The 25,198-nt window shown below is 53.1% G+C and carries 28 protein-coding genes and 4 pseudogenes; 24 read left to right on the top strand and 8 right to left on the bottom strand.

The window, feature by feature from the left end; translation table 11 throughout:
- Window positions 1-163: 163 nt before the first annotated feature.
- The gene (gene dnaN / locus Q9I99_RS03085; protein WP_301666959.1) at window positions 164-1,267 is read right to left on the bottom strand and encodes a DNA polymerase III subunit beta; all 1,104 of its coding nucleotides are present in this window, start codon (window positions 1,265-1,267) and stop codon (window positions 164-166) included.
- A 79-nt stretch (window positions 1,268-1,346) separates the two neighbouring features.
- Window positions 1,347-2,903 carry a chromosomal replication initiator protein DnaA gene (gene dnaA, locus Q9I99_RS03080; RefSeq protein WP_118792443.1) on the bottom strand — a complete coding sequence of 519 codons (1,557 nt, stop codon included), beginning with the start codon at window positions 2,901-2,903 and terminating at the stop codon, window positions 1,347-1,349.
- Window positions 2,904-3,329: 426 nt separating this feature from the next.
- Here dnaA and rpmH point away from each other — a divergent pair, with 426 nt between their 5' ends.
- The 4 genes from rpmH to yidC all read left to right on the top strand — a co-directional run bounded on the left by rpmH (window position 3,330) and on the right by yidC (window position 5,937).
- Complete coding sequence (rpmH, locus tag Q9I99_RS03075) at window positions 3,330-3,464, top strand: 50S ribosomal protein L34 (RefSeq protein ID WP_002214728.1); 135 nt, start codon at window positions 3,330-3,332, stop codon at window positions 3,462-3,464.
- A 2-nt stretch (window positions 3,465-3,466) separates the two neighbouring features.
- A complete protein-coding gene (gene rnpA, locus Q9I99_RS03070) occupies window positions 3,467-3,832 on the top strand; it encodes a ribonuclease P protein component (protein ID WP_301666971.1) in 366 nt (121 codons plus the stop codon).
- Window positions 3,833-3,896: 64 nt separating this feature from the next.
- The gene (gene yidD, locus Q9I99_RS03065; protein WP_002214730.1) at window positions 3,897-4,118 is read left to right on the top strand and encodes a membrane protein insertion efficiency factor YidD; all 222 of its coding nucleotides are present in this window, start codon (window positions 3,897-3,899) and stop codon (window positions 4,116-4,118) included.
- Between the two features lie 172 nt (window positions 4,119-4,290).
- Window positions 4,291-5,937 (top strand): membrane protein insertase YidC, encoded by a 1,647-nt coding sequence (gene yidC / locus Q9I99_RS03060; RefSeq protein WP_301666972.1) that lies wholly within the window; start codon window positions 4,291-4,293, stop codon window positions 5,935-5,937.
- Between the two features lie 80 nt (window positions 5,938-6,017).
- Here the strand turns inward: yidC and Q9I99_RS03055 are convergent, their stop codons facing one another.
- Window positions 6,018-6,728, bottom strand: a complete 711-nt coding sequence (locus Q9I99_RS03055) for an SAM-dependent methyltransferase (RefSeq protein WP_301667001.1) — start codon at window positions 6,726-6,728, stop codon at window positions 6,018-6,020.
- 61 nt (window positions 6,729-6,789) lie between these two features.
- The gene (locus Q9I99_RS03050; RefSeq protein WP_301666973.1) at window positions 6,790-7,380 is read right to left on the bottom strand and encodes a Maf family protein; all 591 of its coding nucleotides are present in this window, start codon (window positions 7,378-7,380) and stop codon (window positions 6,790-6,792) included.
- A 147-nt stretch (window positions 7,381-7,527) separates the two neighbouring features.
- Between Q9I99_RS03050 and Q9I99_RS03045 the strand changes: the two genes are divergently transcribed.
- The 18 genes and pseudogenes from Q9I99_RS03045 to Q9I99_RS02960 all read left to right on the top strand — a co-directional run bounded on the left by Q9I99_RS03045 (window position 7,528) and on the right by Q9I99_RS02960 (window position 19,638).
- Entirely contained in the window at window positions 7,528-8,028 is a 501-nt protein-coding gene (locus Q9I99_RS03045) for a YceD family protein (protein WP_301666974.1), read from the top strand.
- Window positions 8,029-8,061: 33 nt separating this feature from the next.
- Window positions 8,062-8,241 carry a 50S ribosomal protein L32 gene (gene rpmF, locus Q9I99_RS03040; protein ID WP_002214744.1) on the top strand — a complete coding sequence of 60 codons (180 nt, stop codon included), beginning with the start codon at window positions 8,062-8,064 and terminating at the stop codon, window positions 8,239-8,241.
- Between the two features lie 174 nt (window positions 8,242-8,415).
- Window positions 8,416-8,943 carry a phosphoribosyltransferase gene (locus Q9I99_RS03035; RefSeq protein ID WP_301666975.1) on the top strand — a complete coding sequence of 176 codons (528 nt, stop codon included), beginning with the start codon at window positions 8,416-8,418 and terminating at the stop codon, window positions 8,941-8,943.
- Window positions 8,944-9,032: 89 nt separating this feature from the next.
- The gene (gene plsX, locus Q9I99_RS03030; RefSeq protein WP_301667002.1) at window positions 9,033-10,088 is read left to right on the top strand and encodes a phosphate acyltransferase PlsX; all 1,056 of its coding nucleotides are present in this window, start codon (window positions 9,033-9,035) and stop codon (window positions 10,086-10,088) included.
- A gap of 178 nt (window positions 10,089-10,266) precedes the next feature.
- Window positions 10,267-10,383 (top strand): annotated as a pseudogene (locus Q9I99_RS03025) (MafI family immunity protein); the annotation flags it as partial.
- 44 nt (window positions 10,384-10,427) lie between these two features.
- The gene (locus Q9I99_RS03020; protein ID WP_301666976.1) at window positions 10,428-10,628 is read left to right on the top strand and encodes a hypothetical protein; all 201 of its coding nucleotides are present in this window, start codon (window positions 10,428-10,430) and stop codon (window positions 10,626-10,628) included.
- A gap of 23 nt (window positions 10,629-10,651) precedes the next feature.
- Window positions 10,652-11,032, top strand: a complete 381-nt coding sequence (locus Q9I99_RS03015; protein WP_301666977.1) for a hypothetical protein — start codon at window positions 10,652-10,654, stop codon at window positions 11,030-11,032.
- Window positions 11,020-11,448 (top strand): annotated as a pseudogene (locus tag Q9I99_RS03010) (hemagglutinin repeat-containing protein); the annotation flags it as partial. The gene Q9I99_RS03015 and the pseudogene Q9I99_RS03010, both read left to right, overlap by 13 nt.
- A gap of 1 nt (window position 11,449) precedes the next feature.
- Window positions 11,450-11,584: pseudogene (locus tag Q9I99_RS03005) on the top strand (MafI family immunity protein); the annotation flags it as partial.
- A gap of 27 nt (window positions 11,585-11,611) precedes the next feature.
- Window positions 11,612-12,029: pseudogene (locus Q9I99_RS03000) on the top strand (DUF6911 family protein).
- Between the two features lie 19 nt (window positions 12,030-12,048).
- A complete protein-coding gene (locus Q9I99_RS02995; RefSeq protein ID WP_301666979.1) occupies window positions 12,049-12,252 on the top strand; it encodes a hypothetical protein in 204 nt (67 codons plus the stop codon).
- A gap of 26 nt (window positions 12,253-12,278) precedes the next feature.
- Window positions 12,279-13,241, top strand: a complete 963-nt coding sequence (locus tag Q9I99_RS02990) for a beta-ketoacyl-ACP synthase III (RefSeq protein WP_301666980.1) — start codon at window positions 12,279-12,281, stop codon at window positions 13,239-13,241.
- Window positions 13,242-13,287: 46 nt separating this feature from the next.
- Entirely contained in the window at window positions 13,288-13,659 is a 372-nt protein-coding gene (locus Q9I99_RS02985) for a DUF1294 domain-containing protein (protein WP_301666981.1), read from the top strand.
- A gap of 25 nt (window positions 13,660-13,684) precedes the next feature.
- Window positions 13,685-14,611: an ACP S-malonyltransferase gene (gene fabD, locus Q9I99_RS02980; protein ID WP_301666982.1), complete on the top strand. Its 927-nt coding sequence runs from the start codon at window positions 13,685-13,687 to the stop codon at window positions 14,609-14,611.
- A gap of 138 nt (window positions 14,612-14,749) precedes the next feature.
- A complete protein-coding gene (msbA, locus tag Q9I99_RS02975) occupies window positions 14,750-16,615 on the top strand; it encodes a lipid A export permease/ATP-binding protein MsbA (protein WP_301666983.1) in 1,866 nt (621 codons plus the stop codon).
- A gap of 99 nt (window positions 16,616-16,714) precedes the next feature.
- Complete coding sequence (guaA, locus tag Q9I99_RS02970; RefSeq protein WP_301666984.1) at window positions 16,715-18,280, top strand: glutamine-hydrolyzing GMP synthase; 1,566 nt, start codon at window positions 16,715-16,717, stop codon at window positions 18,278-18,280.
- 61 nt (window positions 18,281-18,341) lie between these two features.
- Window positions 18,342-19,088: a 3-oxoacyl-ACP reductase FabG gene (fabG, locus tag Q9I99_RS02965; RefSeq protein ID WP_301666985.1), complete on the top strand. Its 747-nt coding sequence runs from the start codon at window positions 18,342-18,344 to the stop codon at window positions 19,086-19,088.
- Window positions 19,089-19,152: 64 nt separating this feature from the next.
- Complete coding sequence (locus Q9I99_RS02960; protein ID WP_301666986.1) at window positions 19,153-19,638, top strand: YchJ family protein; 486 nt, start codon at window positions 19,153-19,155, stop codon at window positions 19,636-19,638.
- Between the two features lie 216 nt (window positions 19,639-19,854).
- Here the strand turns inward: Q9I99_RS02960 and Q9I99_RS02955 are convergent, their stop codons facing one another.
- Complete coding sequence (locus Q9I99_RS02955; protein ID WP_301666987.1) at window positions 19,855-20,649, bottom strand: inositol monophosphatase family protein; 795 nt, start codon at window positions 20,647-20,649, stop codon at window positions 19,855-19,857.
- Window positions 20,650-20,752: 103 nt separating this feature from the next.
- Here Q9I99_RS02955 and Q9I99_RS02950 point away from each other — a divergent pair, with 103 nt between their 5' ends.
- Both Q9I99_RS02950 and Q9I99_RS02945 read left to right on the top strand, forming a co-directional pair.
- A complete protein-coding gene (locus tag Q9I99_RS02950) occupies window positions 20,753-21,478 on the top strand; it encodes a 16S rRNA (uracil(1498)-N(3))-methyltransferase (protein WP_301666988.1) in 726 nt (241 codons plus the stop codon).
- A gap of 84 nt (window positions 21,479-21,562) precedes the next feature.
- Complete coding sequence (locus Q9I99_RS02945; protein WP_003708978.1) at window positions 21,563-21,721, top strand: hypothetical protein; 159 nt, start codon at window positions 21,563-21,565, stop codon at window positions 21,719-21,721.
- Between the two features lie 779 nt (window positions 21,722-22,500).
- Here Q9I99_RS02945 and Q9I99_RS02940 read toward each other — a convergent pair.
- The 3 genes from Q9I99_RS02940 to Q9I99_RS02930 form a co-directional block, all read right to left on the bottom strand.
- Window positions 22,501-23,307, bottom strand: coding sequence for a glycosyltransferase family 25 protein (locus tag Q9I99_RS02940; protein ID WP_301666989.1), 807 nt, complete (start codon window positions 23,305-23,307; stop codon window positions 22,501-22,503).
- Between the two features lie 18 nt (window positions 23,308-23,325).
- Window positions 23,326-24,336 (bottom strand): glycosyltransferase family 2 protein, encoded by a 1,011-nt coding sequence (locus tag Q9I99_RS02935; RefSeq protein ID WP_301666990.1) that lies wholly within the window; start codon window positions 24,334-24,336, stop codon window positions 23,326-23,328.
- A 59-nt stretch (window positions 24,337-24,395) separates the two neighbouring features.
- A partial coding sequence (locus tag Q9I99_RS02930) for a glycosyltransferase family 8 protein (RefSeq protein ID WP_304666180.1) occupies window positions 24,396-25,198 on the bottom strand: 803 nt, incomplete at its 5' end.

Below are 25,198 nucleotides of genomic sequence, written 5' to 3'. Positions count from 1 at the left end.
AACAGGATTTCAGACGGCATCCGTTTTACCGGCCAATCCACCTTGTCACGGCAAACCATACCGGATACCGTATGTGCCGATATACGCCGAATATGGGAAACCCCGAAACCGTCTCCTCTGTTTCGGGGTTATTCTTTCCACACGCACACTTGCGGTGAACCAATCAGATGCGCATCGGCATCACGATATATTTGAAATTCGGATTGTTCGGTACGGTAAACAAGGTCGAACGGTTGGCATCGCCGAAAGCAAGCTGCACATCGTCGGAATGAATATTTCGCAACACGTCCATCAAATAACCGATATTGAAACCGACCTCAAGTCCGCCGCCCTGATAGGCAATCTCGATTTCTTCGCGCGCTTCTTCCTGTTCGTTGTTGCTGCACACAACGCTCAAGAGGCCGGGCTGCAAAAACAATCGCGCACCGCGGAATTTTTCATTGGCAAGAATCGATGCACGTTCCAGTGCGCCCAACAATTCCGCCCTCGACAACACGAAAATCTTGTCGTTGTCCAAAGGAATCACGCGGTTGAAATCGGGGAATTTGCCGTCGATGACCTTGCTGACGATGGTCGTGCCGTTGCATTGGAAACGCACCTGTTTGTCCAGCAGCTCGATTTGAATCGGATCGTCGGGGTTGTTCAACAGTTTGAACAGTTCCAGCACCGTTTTGCGCGGCAAAATCACTTCGGCGCGCGGCAAATCCGCATCAATCGCGCAGGCTGCATAGGCAAGGCGGTGTCCGTCGGTCGCCACCAGACGCAACTGGCTGCCCTCAACCTGCATCAGCAGACCGTTGAGATAATAGCGGATGTCCTGCACCGCCATGCTGTACTGCACTTGCGACAGCATGGTTTTGAAACGCTCCTGCTCCAGCGAGAAAGTCGCGCTGATGTCCTCGCCGACATTCATCATCGGAAAATCGGCGGCAGGCAGGGTCTGAAGTGCAAAACGCGATTTGCCCGCCTTCAGCGTCAGACGGCTGTCGTCCCAATCCAGCGACACCAGCGCACCGGCAGGCAGCGCGCGCAAAATGTCCTGAAATTTCTTGGCATTGGTGGTTATGCGGAAGTCGCCCGCGCCGCCCTCGGGACCCGCAGTGTCGATTTGGATTTCCAAATCGGTTGCCAAGAGTTTGGTCTGACCGCCTTTGCCCTCAATCAGCACATTGGACAGGATGGGCAGGGTGTGGCGGCGTTCGACGATGCCGGTAACGGCTTGCAGCGGCTTGAGCAGGCTGTCGCGTTCGGCTTGTAAAATCAACATTTTCGCTCCTTAAATCGGTTGGATTTCTTACCTTTCAGACGGCATGGGCAATGTCATGCCGTCTGAAAGGCGTGTCCGGTCAGTTTTGAATCAGAATCAGCAGTTTCTCATAATCCTGCGCCAACTCGGGGTCTTCCTCGCGCAGTTTCGCCACCGCCCTGATGCCGTGCATGACGGTCGTATGGTCGCGTCCGCCGAACGAATCGCCGATAGACGGCAGGCTCAAAGTGGTCAGTTCTTTGGTCAGGCTCATGGCAACCTGACGCGGACGGGCAATGTTGCGCGTGCGTTTTTTGCCGAGTACGTCGCTGATTTTGATGCGGTAATATTTCGCCACCGCATCGATGATGATGTCGGCGGTGATGACTTTGTGCTTCTCGGCAATAATGTCCTGCAAAGCGGTACGCGCCAAATCGATGTCGATGACGGGACGGTTCATAAAGCGGCTGCTCGCTCCGACACGGTTGAACGCGCCTTCAAGCTCGCGCACGTTGGAACGGATCAGATTGGCAATGAACAGCGCGGCTTCGTCTTCGATACTGATGCCCGCCGCTTCCGCCTTTTTCTGCAAAATGGCGATACGCATTTCCAATTCGGGCGGCTCGAGTTCCAAAGTCAGTCCCCATGAAAAACGGGATTTGAGGCGGTCGTCCATACCTTCGATTTTGGCGGGTAAAACATCGCAAGTGAGGATAAGCTGTTTTTTCTCGTTGTGGAAATGGTTGTACAGATAGAAAAACTCTTCCATCGTACGGTCTTTGCCTTTGATGAACTGGATGTCGTCGATAATCAGCAGGTCGTATTGCTTGTATTGCTGTTTGAACACGTCGTAAGTGTTGTTGCGCACGGCTTTCATGAAGCTGCGGATATAATCGTCCGAATGCATATAGCGTACTTTCGCGTCGGGACGGTTTTTCAAAAGCTCGTTGCCGATGGCTTGCACCAGGTGGGTTTTGCCCAAACCCGTGCTGCCGTACAGGAAAAACGGGTTGTAACTCTGTCCCGGACTTTCCGCAATCGCCTGCGCCGCCGCCGCTGCAAGGCGGTTGCCCTTGCCTTCGACCAATGTGCCGAACGTGTAATCGCGCGACAGGTTGGTCTGCTCGTAACGCGCCTCTTCCGCACCGGCCTGCGCGTCCGTCCGTGCTTTGGCAACTGCCGCCGATTCCGGACGGGAAGCAGGTTCGGCAGTATGGCGCGGCTCATGCGGGAGGTTTTTCATACGTTCTGCCAAAATATCCGCCGCCGTTTTCGACGCAGCGGGTTTGACAGGCTCTTCAGACGGCAGCTCGTCCAACAGAACCTCCTGCACGGGCATCCCCTCCGACACCGCGTGCAAGGACGGCTCGGCAGGTTCGACAGCACCTTCAACCGCCGCCATCTCATAACGCACGCCTTCTCCCGGTTTGAATACGAAGGCGGAACGGCCGGCAGCCAACTCTTCCCTCACCGCTTCTATTTTTCCGGCAAACTGGCTCTTGAGCATATTGCAGGCAAACTGGTTCTTGCCGTACACCACCCATAGCCCCCCCTCCTCACCGACGGTAAGGGGCGCAATCCATTGCGCAAACTGCCCGTGAGGCAACATATCGTGAAGACGGCGGAGGCACAGCGGCCAAAACTCTGCTAATGTCATGGATAGGCTCGAATCGGTAAAAATGTTTCAACACACAGGGCGACACATAAAGCGTCGCCCTGTGTGTTGCCCTGATTTGGAAGGGGTTACGCCCCTCTCAAATAAATTCTGATTCTACCGCCCTAAAAGGCGGGGTTTCAACCGAAAAGGAAATACGATGAAATCGAAAATAAAGAAAATATAATATTTTCAAAAAGAAAACAAATCTTCTGAACGCGCATCGGTTCAAAATGCAGCGAACCGATTATACCGACTCGCCGACATTTTATCCACAACCCGTGCAAAAATTTATCCACAGAAAGGCGGCAGAAATCCGCAGGCAATCGGGCAATCCTCCTGCAAAGTTTCTATATTGATTGACAAAAGCGGCAAATTGGAGTGTAATTCACGGTTTAATTATCTACCCATTCTATTTTAGGAAACATCATGAAACGCACTTATCAACCTTCCGTTACCAAACGCAAACGCACCCACGGCTTCCTCGTGCGCTCCAAAACACGCGGCGGACGCGCAGTACTGGCAGCACGCCGTGCCAAAGGCCGCAAACGCCTGGCGGTGTAATTTTGGACTACCGCTTCGGAAGGCAGTACCGCTTGTTGAAAACGGATGATTTTTCATCCGTTTTTGCATTCAGAAACCGCCGCAGCCGCGACCTGCTGCAAGTTTCGCATTCAAACGGCAACGGGCTGGGCCATCCCCGCATCGGTCTGGTGGTCGGCAAAAAAACCGCCAAACGCGCCAACGAGCGGAACTATATGAAACGCATCATCCGCGACTGGTTCAGATTGAACAAAAACAATCTTCCGCCGCAGGATTTCGTCGTGCGCGTCCACCGTAAATTCGACAGGGCTACCGCAAAACAGGCAAGGGCGGAACTGGCACAACTCATGTTCGGCAACCCCGCAACCGAATGCGGGAAACGGGTATGATTAAAACGGCACTCTACAGGCAAGGTTCAGACGGCAACGGGTTTCCCATACAAGGAACATCCCGATGAATTTCCTATTGTCCAAACTCCTGCTGGGACTGATACGGTTTTACCAATACTGCATCAGCCCGCTGATTCCGCCCCGCTGCCGCTATACGCCGACCTGTTCGCAATACGCGGTCGAAGCGGTCAAAAAATACGGCGCATTCAAAGGCGGCCGGCTCGCCATCAAGCGCATTGCACGCTGCCACCCTTTCGGCGGACACGGACACGACCCCGTTCCCTGACCCGACGCAATATTCAAATTGCACGCTTTCCTTTTATTTCCCATCGGTTTCTATATAATGCCGTCTGAAGCTTCGGGCAGGCGGTACGACCGTCGGGTATGAAGCCCGCCCTTATTCCCCGTCTATCGGAACACGCAACCTGCGGCATTTCCGACCATTCAGGAAACTCTATATGGATTTTAAAAGACTCACGGCGTTCTTCGCCATCGCGCTGGCGATTATGATCGGCTGGGAAAAAATGTTCCCCGCCCCCCAAACCGCGCCCGCGCCCGGACAAGCCGCGCAGCAACAGCGGCAAACCGCCGCAACCGCTTCCGCCGAAGCCGCGCTCGCGCCCGCAACGCCGATTACCGTAACGACCGACACGGTTCAAGCCGTCATTGATGAAAAAAGCGGCGACCTGCGCCGGCTGACCCTGCTCAAATACAAGGCAACCGGCGACGAAAACAAACCGTTCGTCCTGTTTGACGACGGCAAAGAATACACCTACGTCGCCCAATCCGAACTGCTGGACGCGCAAGGCAACAACATTCTGAAAGGCATCGGCTTTAGCGCACCGCAAAAACAGTACACCCTCAACGGCGACTCAGTCGAAGTCCGCCTGAGCGCGCCTGAAACCAACGGCCTGAAAATCGACAAAGTTTATACCTTCACCAAAGGCAGCTACTTGGTCAACGTCCGTTTCGACATCGCCAACGGCAGCGGTCAAACCGCCAACCTGAGTGCGGACTACCGCATCGTACGCGACCACAGCCAACCCGAAGGCCAAGGCTACTTCACACGTTCCTACCTCGGCCCCGTCGTGTACACTCCTGAAGACAAATTCCAAAAAGTCAGCTTCTCCGACTTGGACGACGATGCGAAATCCGGCAAAAACGAAGCCGAATACGCCCGCAAAACCCAAACCGGCTGGCTCGGCATGATTGAACACCACTTCATGTCCACCTGGATCCTCCAACCCAAAGGCGGACAAAGCGTTTGCGCCGCTGGCGACTGCCGTATCGACATCAAACGCCGCAACGACAACCTGTACAGCACCAGCGTCAGCGTGCCTTTAGCCGCTATCCAAAACGGCGCGAAATCCGAAGCCTCCATCAACCTCTACGCCGGCCCGCAGACCACATCCGTCATCGCAAACATCGCCGACAACCTGCAACTGGCAAAAGACTACGGCAAAGTACACTGGTTCGCTTCCCCACTCTTCTGGCTCCTGAACCAACTGCACAACATCATCGGCAACTGGGGCTGGGCAATCGTCGTTTTGACCATCATCGTCAAAGCCGTCCTCTACCCACTGACCAACGCATCCTACCGCTCGATGGCAAAAATGCGCGCCGCCGCACCCAAACTGCAAGCCATCAAAGAGAAATACGGCGACGACCGTATGGCGCAACAACAAGCGATGATGCAGCTTTACAAAGACGAAAAAATCAATCCGCTGGGCGGCTGTCTGCCTATGTTGTTGCAAATCCCCGTCTTCATCGGCTTGTACTGGGCATTGTTCGCCTCCGTAGAATTGCGTCAGGCACCTTGGCTGGGCTGGATTACCGACCTTAGCCGCTCCGACCCCTACTACATCCTGCCCGTGATTATGGCGGTAACCATGTTTGCCCAAACATTCCTCAACCCGCCGCCGACCGACCCGATGCAGGCGAAAATGATGAAAATCATGCCTTTGGTTTTCTCCGTGATGTTCTTCTTCTTCCCTGCCGGTTTGGTTTTGTACTGGGTGGTCAACAACCTCTTAACCATCACCCAGCAGTGGCACATCAACCGCAGCATCGAAAAACAACGCGCCCAAGGCGAAGTTGTTTCCTAGATGCCGCAGCATGAAAAATGCCGTCTGAAACCTGTTCAGACGGCATTTTTATTGTTCACCCCCTATCGGGGCGGAAATCTTCAACCCGCATACATCACAAAAATCGTCGGACGTTTTTTCAGATTGGGCATTTCCTTCATCCTGCGCCAATCCGCAACCGTTTTACTGACCACCGACTGAGTCGGCAACGTCAGATCCGTCGCCGTGCACAAGCGCGTTTCAGGATGCAGGTTTTCCACCGCATCGGCAAGCAGCGCATCATTGCGGTAAGGCGTTTCAATAAAAATCTGCGTCTCGCCGCACTGCCGCGAACGCTGTTCCAAAGTCTTCAAACTCCGAATCCGCTCGTTTTTTTCAGACGGCAGATAGCCTTTAAACGCAAAGTTCTGCCCGTTCGCACCCGAAGCCATCAAAGCCAGCAGCAGGCTGGAAGGCCCGACCAGCGGACGCACTTCAAAACCGTGTTTATGCGCCAACGCCACCAGATTCGCACCCGGATCGGCAACGGCCGGACAACCCGCCTCGCTGACGATGCCCATACTGCGCCCTTCCTGCAAAGGCTTCAGCAATTCCGGCAAAGTCTTCAAATCCGTGTGTTCATTCAGCGTTTGCAGATTCAGTTCGCGGATAGGCGTAGTCACGCCCAAATGTTTCAAGTGCGCACGCGCCGTTTTTTCCGCTTCCACGACAAAATCCGTCAGCCCGACAACCGCCCGTTGTTCATGCGGCAGCAGGCACGGCGTGTCCGGCGTACCCAAAGGCGTAGGAATCAAATACAAAACAGCAGCCATCATTCCCTCACTCATCGGTTAAAAATGCCGTCCGAACCCTTCAGACGGCACAAACGGGCAGTTACAGAACCTCCACGCCCTCATTCTTCAAAAAATCGACCAGACGGAAAACCGGCAAACCGATTAAAGCATTCGGATCGGTGCTTTCAATCCGTTCGATCAACAGCGCGCCCAAACCCTCGCTTTTCGCCGCACACGAACAATAAACCGCATCCGGCTCGCGCTCCAAATAGCGGAGGATGTGCAGCTCGTCCAACTGCCTCATCACGACCACCGTCTTATCGATATGCCGCTGCATCCTGCCCGTAACCGTATTCAACAGCACGACCGCGCTGTAAAACTCAATCTCCCTGCCGCTCAAATGCATCAGCATCTTTTGCGCGTTGGCAAGGTTCATCGGCTTGCCCCACTGCCTGCCGTCGCACCACGCCACCTGGTCCGCACCGACAATCAACGCCTCGGGGAAACGCCCTGCCAACGACCTCGCCTTACCCTCGGCAAGGCGTAATGCCGTCTGAGGGGCAGACTCCCCCAACATCGGCGTTTCGTCAAAATCGGGGGATGCCGCCTGAAAGGCAATGCCGAGCCTTTCCATCTGTTCGCGGCGGAAAACCGAACTCGTACCCAAAATCAAAGGCAGTTCCAAACCCATCCCATCCTCCTTACCGTTGAAAACACGCCCGAAGGGGCGGTAAAATCCAGCCATACGCCGAAACACGGACACCCGCCTTCGGCGTACCGCAACATTTTTCTTAAAAATATTGACGTTAGAACATCTAAATTATATCATAGCCCGTTTATGTCAGACCCTAATTTGATTGACCCGGAAATTTTTGCCGCCGAAGGGCAGAACCTGCAAGGCAGTTTTCTGCTGGAAGAATTGGACGAGCGAGTCAGTTTGCACGATTATCCCGCCGACAGGCAGACCAAAATATCGTTTACACTGACCGGCGGCCGCGACCGGCTGCAACGCCTGTTCCTCGACCTGAACGTCAAAGCCGATATACCCCTGATTTGCCAGAGATGTATCAAACCCATGCCGTTCATGCTCGATGAAAGCAGCCGTATCGTCCTGTTTTCCGACGAAGAGTCCTTGGACGAATCCATGCTTGCCGACGAAGAACTCGAAGGCATACTGATTGAAAAAGAACTCGACGTGCGCGCATTGGTAGAAGACCAAATCCTGATGTCCCTGCCCTTTTCGCCGCGACACGGACACTGCGGCAATACCCTTCCGGAATCCTCCAACCAAGACAAACCCAACCCCTTTGCTGTTTTGGCAGGTTTGAAAAGCAGTTAATTAGGACACAGTTTATTTATCTAGGAGCTTGAAATGGCCGTTCAACAAAACAAAAAATCCCCTTCCAAACGCGGTATGCACCGTTCGCACGACGCACTGACCGCGCCCGCACTGTCCGTCGACAGCACAACCGGCGAAGTGCACCGCCCGCACCACATCTCCCCCAACGGTATGTACCGCGGCCGCAAAGTGGTCAAAGCCAAAGGCGAATAATCCCTATTCGACTGACTGAAAAAGCCAGAACATTGCCATGCAATTACTGGCTTTTTTTGCATTGGACGCACCATCCGTCCAAACTTTCGCCATACGTCAACACACAGGGGCAAAGCGTTCCGTATAATACCCCGTGAAAATATTCCAAAAGCCCCAACCACCAAGGAAATTCCGATGAAACAGAAAATCTGGTACACCTACGATGACATCCACCGCGTCATCAAAGCATTGGCAGAAAAAATACGGAACTCCGGCATCAAATACGATGCCATGATCGCCATCGGCGGCGGCGGCTTTATTCCGGCACGTATGCTGCGCTGTTTTCTGGAAATTCCGATTTATGCCGTAACCACCGCCTATTACGACAGCGATAACGAAGGACAAGTTACCGAAGAAGTCAAAAAAGTCCAATGGCTCGACCCCGTTCCCGAAGCCCTGCGGGGCAAAAACGTACTCGTCGTCGATGAAGTGGACGACAGCCGCGTAACCATGGAGTTCTGCCTGAAAGAACTGCTCAAGGAAGACTTCGGCACCATCGGCGTCGCCGTCCTGCACGAAAAAATCAAAGCCAAAGCAGGCAAAATCCCCGAAGGCATTCCCTATTTCAGCGGCATTACCGTAGAAGACTGGTGGATCAACTATCCGTGGGACGCACTCGACATCGACGAACACAACCGCCTTGCCGAGGCCGGCCGAGGCTGACCTTTTCAGACGGCATATTTTCCGAACCGATGCCGTCTGAAGCCCGCACAACCCCTGCCGCAGACCGAAAAACTACCGGAGAAACCCCTATGATTACATTGGCCGTAGATGCCATGGGCGGCGATCAAGGACTTGCCGTTACCGTACCCGGCGCAACCGCATTCCTCCAAGCACACCCCGATGTCCGCCTGATTATGACCGGCGATGAAGCGCAACTGCGCCAAGCCCTGACTGCGGCAGGCGCACCGATGGAACGCATCGACATCTGCCATACCACCCAAGTCGTCGGCATGGACGAAGCGCCGCAATCCGCCCTGAAAAACAAAAAAGACTCCTCCATGCGCGTCGCCGTCAACCAGGTCAAAGAAGGCAAAGCCCAAGCCGCCGTATCCGCAGGCAACACGGGCGCGCTCATGGCAACCGCACGTTTCGTCCTCAAGACCATACCCGGCATCGAACGCCCCGCCATCGCCAAATTCCTCCCGTCCGACACCGACCATGTTACCCTTGCACTCGACCTTGGCGCGAACGTCGACTGCACCCCCGAACAGCTCGCCCAATTTGCCGTTATCGGCAGCGAACTCGTCCATGCACTCCATCCTCAAAAAGGACAGCCGCGCATCGGGCTGGTCAACGTCGGCACAGAAGACATCAAAGGTACGGATACCGTCAAACAAACCTACAAACTGCTGCAAAACAGCAAACTCAACTTTATCGGCAACATCGAAAGCAACGGCATCCTGTATGGCGAAGCAGATGTCGTCGTCGCCGACGGCTTTGTCGGCAACGTCATGCTTAAAACCATCGAAGGCGCAGTCAAATTCATGAGCGGAGCCATCCGCCGCGAATTCCAAAGCAACCTATTCAACAAACTTGCCGCCATCGCCGCCCTACCCGCCCTCAAAGGGTTGAAAAACAAACTCGACCCGCGCAAATTCAACGGGGCCATCCTGCTCGGGCTGCGCGGCATCGTCATCAAAAGCCACGGCGGCACAGACGAAACCGGTTTCCGCTACGCGCTTGAAGAAGCCTACCATGAAGCCAAGTCCGCCGGCCCTTCAAAAATCGAACAGGGCGTAGCCGAACAGCTCGCCGCACTCGAAGCCGCCAAAGCCGTCCAAAACGAAACCGCCGGCGGTCTGTAACACGCACGATGCCGTCTGAACGCCCCCGCCCCTTTCAGACGGCATCCGCCCGCCTCGCCAATTGAAACATCCGCTTCCATCCGCATCCGGCACCTGCCCAAACCTGTGGGTGCGGACGGCGATGCGCCTGTCCGGCACTTCCCAAATATCGCCTTGTAAAATAAGGAGTATTTGAAAAATGAAGACATTAGAAAAACGGATGAAAGCTCTAGACAAACGGATGATGAAGTTAGGAAAATCCCTTGAAGGCAGGCTTGATGCCCGCCTGATTGAATCCGCATTGGATTATATTCATTTGTAGAGGGTTTTGCTGGAACACACGATTTTATGGGCGGTCAAATGTGGGGCTTTTATCGTGGAAAAGACGCAGGCTATGAACAGGGTAATACCACTCTTGACCGAAGAACTACTAACAAAAAAGACGCAATAAGTTCATCAGTAACAGCCGCCGTCGCCATTCCTGTCGCCGCACCGTTTGCTATTGCTGATATAGTCGATCAGGATTTTATCCAAGCGATTATGAAAATTACTGGTCATTGATTATCTATATATTGGTGGTTGTTATGAAATGCTATATTAAAGTTGTCATTATTGTTTTTATAATGGTAATGACAACTTCTTGTAATCCTTGCTTTTTTGCAACTTCGTCTTGTCATTATCCTTTTGATGATATGACGACAAAAGCAAACAACGATATTGAATATTTTGTTAAAAATAATACGACTAACGAACAACGAATTGATGATTTCAGAAGTTGCCTTTCCGTTGCTTGTCCTGAAATATATAAATTATATCAATTACCTGATGAAAAGGGTAATTATCAATATATTATAAAAAAATATTATGATAATAAATACAATGATAATGCAGTCAAATCGATAAATTGTATTGGGGATAATGCAAGATGTATGCTTAATAATAAAGGATATTCAACAAAATGGTAATAATGGGTTACGGCGTTTCAGGCAGTGCGAGTTATAGCAAGTCCAAAGTGAATGCGGATTATGCGTCTGTGAATGAGCAAAGCGGCATATTTGCGGGTGAAGACGGTTATCAAATCAACATCAAAGGACACACCGACCTCAAAGGCGGACTCATCACCTCCACCCAAAGCGCGGAAGATAACGGCAGAAACCAATTCGCCACCGACACACTCAGCTTCAGAGACATCCAAAACCACAGCCATTACGAAGGCGAAAGTTTCGGTATTGGCACCGATGGCAATGTCAAAGGTGGCTGGATGGGTAACGCCAAAGACGGTCTATCTGCCAGCATAGGTTACGGCAAGGACAACGACAGCCAAAACAGCATCACCCGCAGCGGCATCAACACCCAAAATATCCAAATCAGTGACGAAGCCGCATTCGGAACGTTTTTTGGCTTTTGAAATCCTGTGTACTTATATCGAAGATTTCGATGTCCGGCTGACGGAACAAGAATCCCGGGAAATTTCTTTTATCAACAAGGAATTTGAGATAGAAAGCACGTCCGATTAACCAAATAAAGCCAATGGGTTGATAAACATGAAAACATCGACGGTTGTTTTTGGCGGATTTTTTATGGCAGACAACGGGGAGCGAATCCAAATCCCCGTTTTGGAAAATCCTGACATTAGGGAAATCAATCACTTTTTTTTCCGTATCAAATTTTGAGAAAAAAGCCGGCGTCCTTGTTTTCAGAATTATTCCTGAACCCAAATTTGGCAATACCGAATTAACTATCTATTTTGAAGAAGGATGTTATTTGCCAATGATTCAAACAATTTTAGAAGACGGGGATATTGAAGTCAAAAACCTTAAAACAGAAAATTATAGTGGAAATACAATGGAAATTTGGGGAGACTTCTACCCTATTGAGCATACCTCTAAAAATATTTCCGCAATTCAAAATATCATTTCTGAATTTATGATACAAAAACAAACACCGGCACCAATAATTTGATGGAAACCCAACAATCAAAATGCCGTCTGAAGCAGCTTGGGTTTTCAGACGGCATTTCCTTCGCTTAAAACAGCATATCGGCAACCCCGCCCCGCCTGTCCACGGCAATCTGCATCTGAAAACCATCTGTATCCCAAACCACACCCCCATCCCTGTTTCCGTCATTTGCACCCTGCCCGTATTGGGCAATCATCGGTTTTTCGCTTACAATAGCCGAATCTGAACCAACTCTCTAAAAAGGCCGTTCCCATGCAGTATGCCAAAATTTCCGGCACGGGCAGCTATCTTCCTGCCAACCGCGTCAGCAATGACGACCTTGCTCAAAAGGTAGATACCTCTGACGAGTGGATTACCGCGCGCACGGGCATTAAGTTCCGCCATATTGCAGCCGAAAACGAGAAAACCAGCGATCTTGCAGCCGAAGCGGCCCGCCGTGCCCTGGATGCTGCCGGATTGGACAGCGGCGAAATCGATTTGATTATTGTGGCAACGGCAACGCCGGATATGCAGTTTCCGTCTACTGCGACCATCGTGCAGCAAAAATTGGGTATAACCAACGGCTGTCCCGCGTTTGACGTACAGGCAGTGTGTGCGGGCTTTATGTACGCGCTGACTACGGCAAACGCCTACATCAAAAGCGGCATGGCAAAAAACGCGCTGGTCATCGGCGCGGAAACCTTCAGCCGCATCGTGGATTGGAACGACCGCACAACCTGCGTGCTGTTCGGCGACGGCGCAGGCGCGGTGGTTTTGAGCGCGTCGGACGAACCAGGCATCATCCACGCCAAACTCAAAGCCGACGGCAATTATCTGAACCTACTCAACGCCCCCGGGAAAATCGCCGAAGGAAAAATCTGCGGCTCTCCTTACGTCAAAATGGACGGCCCCGGCGTGTTCAAGTTTGCCGTCAAAATGCTGGCAAAAATCGCCGACGAAGTCATCAGCGAAGCCGGTTATACCGCCGAACAAATCGACTGGATTGTTCCCCATCAAGCAAACCGCCGCATTATCGAATCCACTGCGAAACATTTGGGGCTGAGCATGGACAAAGTGATCTTAACCGTCCAAGACCACGGCAATACTTCCGCCGCATCCATTCCGCTGGCTCTGGACGCGGGCATCCGCAACGGGCAGATCAAACGCGGGCAAAACCTGCTGCTCGAAGGCATCGGCGGCGGTTTCGCGTGGGGCGCGGTATTGCTGCAATATTGAATGCCATGCCGTCTGAAGCAGGTTTTCAGACGGCATTTCCCTTACCATGAAGCAGCCAACCCTCCTCAAACCGATTGCGTGTGCGGTATTTTTACCTGCCGTCTCGATGTTTTTCCCCATATTAGGTGCGTGTTACTCAATATTATCCCTCTACACGTTTGTACTTTACGGCATAGACAAAAGGCGTGCCGTACAGGGAAAGTACCGTATTCCCGAATACCGCCTGCTCCTGCCTGCCTTGTTCGGCGGTTGGACGGGCGCATACTTGGGCAGCAGGATGTTCAGGCATAAAACCGCGAAAAAGCGTTTTGTTGTGCTGTTCCGTCTGACTGTTTCGGGCAATGTCCTGGCTACCTGCATCCTGATTGATTATTTCGTTCCGCCCGAACTTTTTGTAAAACTCGGGCAACATCTCTGACAATCCAACCAAACAAAGGAATACCATGTCTTTCGCATTTTTCTTCCCCGGACAAGGCTCTCAAAGTCTCGGCATGATGAACGGCTTTGCCGAACACGCCATCGTCAAAAATACCTTTGACGAAGCATCCGCCATATTGGTGCAGGACTTGTGGGCGATGATTAACGGCAGCGATGCCGAAATCATCGGTCAAACCGTCAATACCCAGCCCATTATGCTCGCCGCCGGCATTGCCGTTTACCGCGCCTATTTGGAAGCTGACGGCAAAACGCCTGCCGCCGTTGCCGGACACAGCCTCGGCGAATATACCGCGCTTGTCGCCGCCGGCGCATTGGATTTCGCCGACGCGGTCAAACTCGTGCGCCTGCGCGCCGAACTGATGCAGTCCGCCGTACCGCAAGGCGTGGGCGCAATGGCGGCAATTTTGGGTTTGGAAGATGAACAGGTAAGGCAGATTTGCACCGAATCCGCACAGGATGAAGTGGTCGAAGCCGTCAACTTCAACTCGCCCGGGCAAGTCGTGATTGCAGGCAACGCCGCCGCCGTCGAGCGCGCCATGACCGCCGCCAAAGAAGCCGGAGCCAAACGCGCCCTGCCGCTGCCCGTATCCGTACCTTCCCATTGCAGCCTGATGAAACCCGCCGCCGACAAACTTGCCGAAGCCCTGAAAACCGTCGAAATCAAGCAGCCGCAAATCCGCGTCATCCACAACGCCGACGTTGCAGCCTACGACGATGCCGACAAAATCAAAGACGCACTCGTCCGCCAGCTTTACAGCCCCGTACGCTGGACGGAAACCGTCAACGCCCTTGTTTCAGACGGCATTGCCGAATCCGCCGAATGCGGCCCGGGCAAAGTGTTGGCGGGCTTGGCAAAACGCATCAACAAGGCCGCCGCGTGCAGCGCGCTGACTGATGCCGGACAGGTTGCCGCCTTTATCGAAGCGCACTGACTTCGTTCCGCAAAAAGCAGCCTGCATGCCTCAGGCTGCTTTTCACGTCCGAACGGCAAACAGCCGCATATTTACGCTATAATCCATCCCGACCAAACCACCGACAGCGGCTGCCATTGCAGTTCCCGCCCCACCAATATGATAGAAAAACTGACTTTCGGACTGTTTAAAAAAGAAGACGCGCGCAGCTTTATGCGCCTGATGGCATACGTCCGCCCCTACAAAATCCGCATCGTTGCCGCACTGATTGCCATTTTCGGCGTTGCCGCCACCGAAAGCTATCTTGCCGCCTTCATCTCCCCCCTGATCAACCACGGCTTTTCCGCGCCCGCTGCGCCGCCCGAACTGTCTGCCGCCGCCGGCATCATTTCCACCCTGCAAAACTGGCGCGAACAGTTTACCTATATGGTTTGGGGGACGGAAAACAAAATCTGGACCGTCCCCCTCTTCCTCATCATCCTCGTCGTCATCCGGGGCATCTGCCGCTTTACCAGCACCTACCTGATGACTTGGGTCTCCGTAATGACCATCAGCAAAATCCGCAAAGATATGTTTGCCAAAATGCTGACCCTTTCCTCCCGCTACCATCAGGAAACGCCGTCCGGCACCGTACTGATGAATATGCTCAACCTGACCGAACAGTCGGTCAGCAACGCCAGCGACATCTTCACCGTCCTCACGCGCGACACGATGATCGTTACCGGCCTGACCATCGTCCTGCTTTACCTCAACTGGCAGCTCAGCCTCATCGTCGTCCTGATGTTCCCCCTGCTCTCCCTGCTCTCGCGCTACTACCGCGACCGTCTGAAACACGTCATTTCCGACTCGCAAAAAAGCATAGGCACGATGAACAACGTGATTGCCGAAACCCATCAGGGACACCGCGTCGTCAAGCTGTTCAACGGGCAGGCGCAGGCGGCAAACCGGTTCGACGCGGTCAACCGCACCATCGTCCGCCTCAGCAAAAAAATCACGCAGGCAACGGCGGCGCATTCCCCGTTCAGCGAACTGATTGCCTCGATCGCTCTCGCCGTCGTCATCTTCATCGCCCTGTGGCAAAGCCAAAACGGCTACACCACCATCGGCGAATTTATGGCATTTATCGTCGCGATGCTGCAAATGTACTCCCCCATCAAAAGCCTTGCCAACATCAGCATCCCTATGCAGACGATGTTCCTCGCCGCCGACGGCGTATGTGCATTTCTCGACACCCCGCCCGAACAGGACAAAGGCACGCTCGCGCCGCAACGCGTCGAAGGGCGCATCAGCTTCCGAAACGTCGATGTCGAATACCGTTCAGACGGCATCAAAGCCCTCGACAACTTCAACCTCGACATCAGACAAGGCGAACGCGTCGCCCTTGTCGGACGTTCCGGCAGCGGCAAATCCACCGTCGTCAACCTGCTGCCCCGCTTTGTCGAACCGTCTGCCGGCAACATCTGCATAGACGGTATCGACATCGCCGACATCAAACTCGACTGCCTGCGCGCCCAATTTGCCCTCGTTTCCCAAGACGTCTTCCTGTTTGACGACACCCTTTTTGAAAACGTCCGATACAGCCGTCCCGATGCAAGCGAATCCGAAGTCCTGTCCGCCCTCCAAGCCGCCAACCTGCAAAGCCTGATCGACAGCTCCCCGCTCGGGCTGCACCAGCCCATCGGATCGAACGGCAGCAACTTATCCGGCGGACAGCGGCAACGCGTTGCCATTGCCCGCGCCATTTTGAAAGACGCGCCGATATTATTATTGGACGAAGCCACCAGCGCATTGGACAACGAATCCGAACGCCTCGTCCAACAAGCGCTCGAACGCCTGATGGAAAACCGCACCGGCATCATCGTCGCCCATCGCCTGACCACCATCGAAGGGGCCGACCGCATCATCGTGATGGACGACGGCAAAATCATCGAACAAGGCACACACGAACAACTGATGTCCCAAAACGGCTACTACACGATGTTACGCAATATCTCAAACAAAGATGCCGCCGTCCAGACGGCATAAACAAAATGCCGTCTGAAATGGTACAATCGCCCCGACCCCTTCAGACGGCATCATATCCGCCGCCCCATCCGATTATCTTCAATCACCGTAAAACCCATTATGACCCAAGACAAAATCCTCATCCTCGACTTCGGTTCGCAAGTTACCCAGCTCATCGCCCGCCGCGTGCGCGAAGCCCACGTTTACTGCGAACTGCATTCCTTCGATATGCCTTTGGACGAAATCAAAGCCTTCAATCCGAAAGGCATTATCCTTTCCGGCGGCCCTAATTCCGTTTACGAATCCGACTATCAAGCCGATACCGGTATCTTTGATTTGGGCATTCCGATTTTGGGCATCTGCTACGGCATGCAATTTATGGCGCACCACTTGGGCGGCGAAGTTAGCCCGGGCAACCAACGCGAATTCGGTTATGCGCAAGTTAAAACCATTGACAGCGAGCTGACACGCGGTATTCAAGACGATGCGCCTAATACGCTCGACGTTTGGATGAGCCACGGCGACAAAGTGTCCAAACTGCCCGACGGTTTCGCCGTCATCGGCGACACTCCGTCCTGCCCGATTGCCATGATGGAAAACGCCGAAAAACAATTCTACGGCATCCAGTTCCACCCCGAAGTTACCCACACCAAACAAGGCCGCGCCCTGTTGAACCGCTTTGTCTTGGACATCTGCGGCGCGCAACCGGGCTGGACAATGCCGAACTACATCGAAGAAGCCGTTGCCAAAATCCGCGAACAGGTCGGCAGCGACGAAGTGATTTTGGGTTTGTCGGGCGGTGTGGACTCTTCCGTAGCTGCCGCGCTGATTCACCGCGCCATCGGCGACCAACTGACCTGCGTGTTCGTCGATCACGGTTTGTTGCGCCTGAACGAAGGCAAAATGGTGATGGATATGTTCGCCCGCAACTTGGGCGTGAAAGTGATACACGTCGATGCCGAAGGGCAGTTTATGGCGAAACTCGCCGGCGTTACTGACCCTGAGAAAAAACGCAAAATCATCGGCGCGGAATTTATCGAAGTATTTGATGCCGAAGAGAAAAAACTTACCAACGCCAAATGGCTGGCGCAAGGCACGATTTACCCTGACGTAATCGAATCCGCAGGCGCGAAAACCAAAAAAGCCCACGCCATCAAATCGCACCACAACGTCGGCGGCCTGCCTGAAAACATGAAGCTCAAGCTGCTTGAACCGTTGCGCGACCTGTTCAAAGACGAAGTGCGCGAACTGGGCGTTGCTTTGGGCTTGCCGCGCGAAATGGTGTACCGCCATCCGTTCCCGGGTCCCGGTTTGGGCGTGCGTATCTTGGGCGAAGTGAAAAAAGAATACGCCGACTTATTGCGTCAGGCAGACGATATTTTCATCCAAGAATTACGCAACACCACCGATGAAAACGGCACGTCTTGGTACGATCTGACCAGCCAAGCCTTCGCCGTCTTCCTGCCTGTGAAATCCGTCGGCGTGATGGGCGACGGACGCACTTACGATTACGTCGTCGCACTGCGCGCCGTCATTACCAGCGACTTTATGACCGCGCATTGGGCTGAGTTGCCTTACTCACTGCTCGGACGCGTGTCCAACCGCATCATCAACGAAGTCAAAGGCATCAACCGCGTGGTGTACGATGTCAGCGGCAAACCGCCTGCCACGATTGAATGGGAATAAACGGCCGACTGTGCTGTTCAATACGGTACAGCCCTTCGATTATCGGAAAAAAGGAAAAAATATGAGCACACAAGATTTAAGCGGCAAAATCGCTTTGGTAACAGGCGCATCGCGCGGTATCGGTGCAGCGATTGCCGACACACTGGCGGCAGCCGGTGCCAAAGTCATCGGTACGGCGACTAGCGAAAGCGGGGCTGCGGCGATTAGCGAGCGGTTGGCGCAATGGGGCGGCGAAGGTCGTACATTGGATTCCGCCGAACCTGAAACCATCGAAAACCTGATTGCCGACATCGAAAAAGCATTCGGCAAACTGGATATTCTGGTCAACAACGCCGGCATCACCCGCGACAACCTCCTGATGCGCATGAAAGAAGAAGAGTGGGACGACATCATGCAGGTCAACCTAAAATCCGTCTTCCGCGCCTCCAAAGCCGTCTTGCGCGGTATGATGAAACAACGTTCCGGCCGCATCATCAACATCACCTCCGTCGTCGGCGTAATGGGCAATGCCGGGCAAACCAACTATGCCGCGGCAAAAGCAGGCTTGATCGGTTTTGCCAAATCTATGGCGCGCGAAGTCGGCAGTCGGGGCATTACTGTCAACTGCGTCGCCCCGGGATTTATCGACACCGACATGACCCGCGCCCTGTCCGAAGAAACCCGCCAAACCTTTACCGCCCAAACCGCCTTGGGCAGATTCGGCGACGCGCAAGACATCGCCGATGCGGTTCTGTTCCTCGCTTCCGACCAAGCAAAATACATTACCGGTCAAACGCTGCACGTCAACGGCGGCATGTTGATGCCCTGACGGGCAGCCGTACCGGCAATGCCATCTGAAGCCCTTTCAGACGGCATTTGCATTCCCAAACAAAATGAACACTCACCACCACCTGCCCTGCCCCTGCGGCTCAGGCACAAGCTATGCCGGCTGCTGCCGCCCATTGCACCTTCGCCGAATCCTGCCGCCCACCGCCGAAGCCCTCATGCGTTCGCGGTACAGCGCGTATGTGCTGCACCTTATCGACTACATCATCGCCACCACCGTGCCGGCACAACAGGCATTCCTCGATGCCGCCGAACTGATGCAGTGGAGCAGCGAAACCGAATGGCTGGGCTTGAATGTCATCGCACACCGCAACTTCGGCAAACAGCACGCCCAAGTCGAATTTGAAGCCTACTTCCGAGACGGACAACACCGATCCGCGCATCACGAACTGTCCGGCTTCGTCAACATCGGCGGACAATGGTATTTTATCGATCCCACCGTTCCGCATCCTGCGATGAAACAACCCTGCATTTGCGGATCGGGCAAAAAATTCAAAGCCTGCTGCGGCAAATATCTGCAACCTGTCGCATAAAAATGCCGTCTGAACGTTCAGACGGCATTTTTAACGCGCAAAAAAAACCATTCATACCAAGGGTAAGTATGAATGGTCAATACATTGCGGGAAAACGTCTTACTTGCTGCACTGCCGAAAAGGGAGAAACGGCAGCGGTAATCAGCGGAAAGGATTGTACCCGAATTAATGTTAAGAAACGTTAATCGTGAAAATATATTAACAAACCTGTTGAACCTATTGGTTTTCCCGTATCCACCCGACCCAGCGTTCAAACAGCTTCGGTTCGAGCGCGGCGACGACCGAGCGTTTGAACACGTGTTCACCACTCCAAAACCCGTCGCCTTCCAAAGTCGTCAGCCTGCCGCCCGCCTCCTCGAAAATCAACGCGCCGGCGGCATAATCCCACAGCTTCTGCCCTCCGTGGACATAAACATCATAACGCCCGCACGCCAGATAGCACCAGTCCAGCGTACTGCTGCCCATACTCCGCACCGTCCCGAAAGGCGCGAGCGTGCTCATCCGGCTGGACAGCTTGCCGGAACGCAGATATTTGATTTCCACGCCCGCAATCGCCTCATTGAGTTTTTTTTCGACCAAACGCAAAGGCAGGCGCGTCCCGTTTAAAAACGCCCCCTGCCCCCGTTCGGCATAAAAACATTCGCCGCTGACCGGGTTGTAGATTACGCCCAACTCGGCACGCCCGTTACGGACAAACGCCACCGACACGGCAAAATGCGGCAGCCCGTTGACAAAATTGTTCGTCCCGTCTATCGGATCGACAATCCACAGCCCCTTTTCCCCCGAATATTGTTCCCACAAAGCCGACTGTTCCTGCCGCGACATTTCCTCGCCCAACATCGGGCAATCGATCAGAAGCGGCAACGCGGCGGCAAAAGCCGTCTGCGCGGCAATGTCCGCCTCGCTCAACATCGAACCGTCTTCCTTGCGGTGGGACGGCGTATTCAAAAAACGCGGCATAATTTCGGTTTGCGCGATATGGCGCACGACTTTCTGCAAACGGTGCAACACTTCCCACTGTCCTCATATTTTGAACTTGCGGCGCGCAAACGTATAATGTCCGTTTCCATCACGCCGCTGCGACAGATTATAACCGTCCGAACCGCCAAAAACTATGCCCCGATTCTACCTGCCCGAAAACCTTTCCGTCGGACAAACCGTCGCCCTGCCCGACAACATCGTCCGCCACCTCAACGTCCTGCGCGTCCGCCCCAACGAAAACATCACCCTCTTCGACGGCAAAGGCAAGGCACACGCCGCACAGCTGACCGTTTTGGAAAAACGCCGCGCCGAAGCCGAAATCCTGCACGAAGACACAACCGACAACGAGTCCCCGCTCAACATCACACTGATACAATCCATCTCCTCCGGCGAACGTATGGACTTTACCCTGCAAAAAAGCGTCGAACTCGGCGTAACCGCCATACAGCCCGTCATCAGCGAACGCTGCATCGTCCGCCTCGACGGAGAACGCGCCGCCAAACGCCTCGCACGCTGGCAGGAAATCGTCATCTCCGCGTGCGAACAAAGCGGCAGGAACACCGTTCCCCCCGTACTGCCCATCATCGGCTACCGTGAAGCACTCGACAAAATGCCGTCTGAAAGCACCAAGCTGATTATGAGCATCAACCGCGCCTGCAAACTCGGCGACATCCGCCACCCGTCCGGCACAATCGTCTTTATGGTCGGCCCTGAAGGCGGCTGGACAGAACAGGAAGAACAACAGGCATTTGAAGCCGGCTTTCAGGCGGTTACACTCGGCAAACGGATTTTACGCACAGAAACCGCCCCACTCGCCGCCATCGCCGCCATGCAGACGCTTTGGGGCGATTTTGTATAAACAGAAATGCCGTCTGAAACCCGTTCAGACGGCATTTTGCAGCCGATTAAGATAGTAGGTTCAAAATTTTATTGAAGAAACAAAATGGAACTATGGAAAGCTATTTGGCACACTGTCTTTGATTTTTTTAGTGAACTTTTTGATGAAAAACCGTGGCAAGAGAAAGATACAAAAAGTAAATTAAAAATACTAGGTGCATTATTGCTAGGTGCTATATTAACTTTTATCTTTTATATTTTATAAAAGCACCCGCTAACAAGCAGGGGCTTTAAATTTGAGTAAGTGCAACCTTGGGTAAACTTAGTTCCAACGCCTTTGCACTCACAAGGCAATGCCTTGTTTGAATAGTAGGGCAAGATTATACAAATAAGATTTCCCGTGCCGTCATTCCCGCGCAGGCGGGAATCTAGAAATTTAACGTTGCGGTGATTTATCGGAAATGACTGAAACTCAACGAACCGGATTCCCACTTTCGCGGGAATGACGAAGTAGAAGTTACCCGAAACTTAAAACAAGCGAAACCGAACGGACTGGATTCCCGCCTGCGCGGGAATGACGAATTTTAGGTTGCTGTTTTTTGGTTTTCTGTTTTTGCGGGAATGACGAGATTTTAGGTTTCTGTTTTTGGTTTTCTGTTTTCGCGGAAATAACGAAATTTTAAGTTTTAGGAATTTGTCGGAAAAACAGAAATCCCCCTGCCGTCATTCCCGCGCAGGCGGGAATCTAGAAATTTAACGTTGCGGTGATTTATCGGAAATGACTGAAACTCAACGGACTGGATTCCCACTTTCGTAGGAATGACGAAGTGGAAGTTACCCGAAACTTAAAACAAGCGAAACCGAACGGACTGGATTCCCGCCTGCGCGGGAATGACGAAATTTTAGATTTCTGTTTTTGGTTTTCTGTTTTCGTGGGAATAATGAATTAGGACTTACCCGAAAACAAGTGAAACCGAACAAACCGGATTCCCCAACATAAATTTAGGGACAGCGCACACCCGCCAAATAAGGAAAGGCCAAAACCTATTCAAACGGGACGACGTGCCGCCCAAGTTGTTTTTCCAATTTTTTCTGACGTTTCCGTTCTCTCGCCCTTTCGATTTCCCTGCCGATTTTTCCCAAAGCGCGTTTCAACAAAACCTTCGGGGAGCGGCGGTTGCGGTACGATTCCTGCCTGCCGTTTTTCAGTTGGCTGGGCAGGGTTTCGCTTTGGATGCACAAGGCAGGGGTCAGTTGGCAAACCGTCATCCCCCCTTTGTCGAGAAAACTGCTGAACAGCATCCAATCCACCGCCTTCAGGCGTTCAGACGGCAAAACGGCAAACCTGTCCAAGAAGAAACGCATTGCCTTTCGGGAAATGATATAACCCGCCATACCAAAATGTTCGCTTTCCAACAGCGGGAAGGCGCGCCCGCAGTAGTCCGCCACGCCGGAGGGCGAGGTCAGGACGTGCATAAACATCGTTTCCAAACGGACGATAAAGGCGGAATCGGGGTCAAAACGCTCTTCCAGCCAAGCGTCTTCGGCAAGGAACTGCTCCGCGCCTTCGCCGAGTAAAACGTCGTCTTCAAATACGGCGATATACGGCGTGCCTTCGTCCAACGCCTGTTTCCACAATACGGCGTGGCTCATAAAGCAGGCTTTTTCCACTCCGCTCAAATAGGGGTGCGCCGACAAACCGGGGACGAGTTCCGCCATTGCCTGTTCCAGCCTTTCAGACGGCATTAGTGCATCAAAAAACTGAAACGGAATGTCGTGCCTGCCGAAGGTATCGGCAATGTGCGCCCTGCGTTCTGCGGCGGAGCTTAGGCTGATAACGTGGTTTTGCATGATTTTCCCTGTTCGGTTTCAATAGCCCCGGTATTTCCAAGGGCGTAACATTTTTTTCAGGATTTTCCTATATTGCGGTGCGGCAAACAGCTTCCTCATCACACGGTCTGTCAAGAAATCCAGTAAATCGGTCAAAGAATACTTTTCCAACGACAAGAAATATTCGTACAGGAACAGGCGGAGGTATCCGATATCCTGTCCGGACAAGGCTTTTTCGTGCAACGCATATGCCGTTGATTTCAAAAGCCCGTAATTCAGGCAGTCCGCCCCGACGGCTATGCCTGCCGCCTTCCAATACCCCGCCCTGATTTCTTCTTTGATTTTCCACGCCGTCCTGCGCTGTTGCAGGTTGTATTTGGAAGAGGTCTGGTCTTGATGGAAGCGGTATTTGACCAAGGCTTCGGGATAATTCGCCAGCCTGCCCAGTTTGCCGGCTTCGTACCAAAACTTATAGTCTTCGGCGTGGATATAGGCGGGGTCGAACCGCAAACCGCCGTCAATGACGCTGCGCCGCATAATCATCGTGTTGTTGTGTATGGGGTTGCGGAAGGGAAAGACAGACACGATTTCCTGATGGGTCAGGGGGTTTTTCCAAATTTCGCCGTTTCGGGCAATGGCGGCAAGCACGCTTTTATTGTTTTCTTCCGACAAAACTTCCAGCCACGCGCCCATTGCGATGATGCTGCGGTCTTTTTCCATCTCGCCCACGATTTTCTCAATCCAATCGGAGGCGGCAATATCGTCGGCATCGGTGCGTGCAATATATTCCCCCCCAGACTTTGCCAATTCGTCCAGCCCGATGTTTAAAGAGGCGATAAAGCCCAAATTGCGGGGATTGGAAATTATCCTGATCCTGCCGTCCTGTTCTTGGAAACGCCGGGCAATGGCGGGCGTGCCGTCCGTCGAGCCGTCATCAACAATCAAAATCTCCAAGTTGCGCCAAGTCTGATTCACGACGGCGGCTAATGATTGGGCGAAATATTTTTCTGCGTTGTAGGCGCAAATCAATACGCTGACTAAAGGTTGCAATCCGTTTCTCCTTTCCGACACATCCGATGCCGTCTGAAGGCTTCAGACGGCCTGCCCCGTCAATAAATCTTGCGTAAGAATCTGGCAGACAGCTTTCTGCGCCATCTTTGAAGCATACGCTTTGTCGGAAACATACGGTGCGGGACGGCAAGTTTGCCGCGCCATTCTTCGGGAACGGTCGTCAGGCTGCCCGCCAACTCTGTGAAACGTTCCGCACCCCACGCGGTGCAGTCCCTGTGCCACGGCTTTGCCGGACCGCAATAATGGCTGACGGCGACGGGCATCGCCGTATTGGTACGGTCGCGGTAAAGCGGGTCGGTATGGCGGGACGCAAACCTGTTCGCCATAAAGGCATAATTGGTCGGCATAAAGTTGAAACGGCTGTTCGCATAACACACCCCGCCTTTAAACAGCCCGTTCAAAATGTCCTGATCCTGATATTGCATCACGTCCTTGTATTGTTCCACCCATTCGCAGGCCATTTTGAAAATATCGTGCTGCCGCCACTTTTTCAGGTTGATCAGCAATACGCCGGCATTGAAATAATATTCGCCGTCCGCCATACCGATTTTTTGTTTGTAGCCTTCCTGCCTTTCGACAAACAAATCGATACACGCGCCAAGCCAGTTGCCGCCCAAATCGGTATCCCATAAGGGCTTCAGGCTGTCCCTGACCAATACGTCTATATCCAGATACAGGACTTTATCGCAATCGGCAATGTATTCGCCCAATTTCAGGCGGGCATAAGTCGTAATGGAAATGTGTCTGATGTTTAAGGGGAAGCCGGCGAAATCTTCGGGGTTTACGTCTATAAAGCGGATATTACCCCCCCCCCCCCGCAAATTGGCGGCCAATTTGCGGG

It is taken from the genome of Neisseria basseii, assembly GCF_962707005.1.
In the GTDB taxonomy this organism is placed as follows: domain Bacteria; phylum Pseudomonadota; class Gammaproteobacteria; order Burkholderiales; family Neisseriaceae; genus Neisseria; species Neisseria bergeri.
Note: the sequence above shows the minus strand (reverse complement) of the source record. Positions and strands in the feature narration are given on the sequence as shown.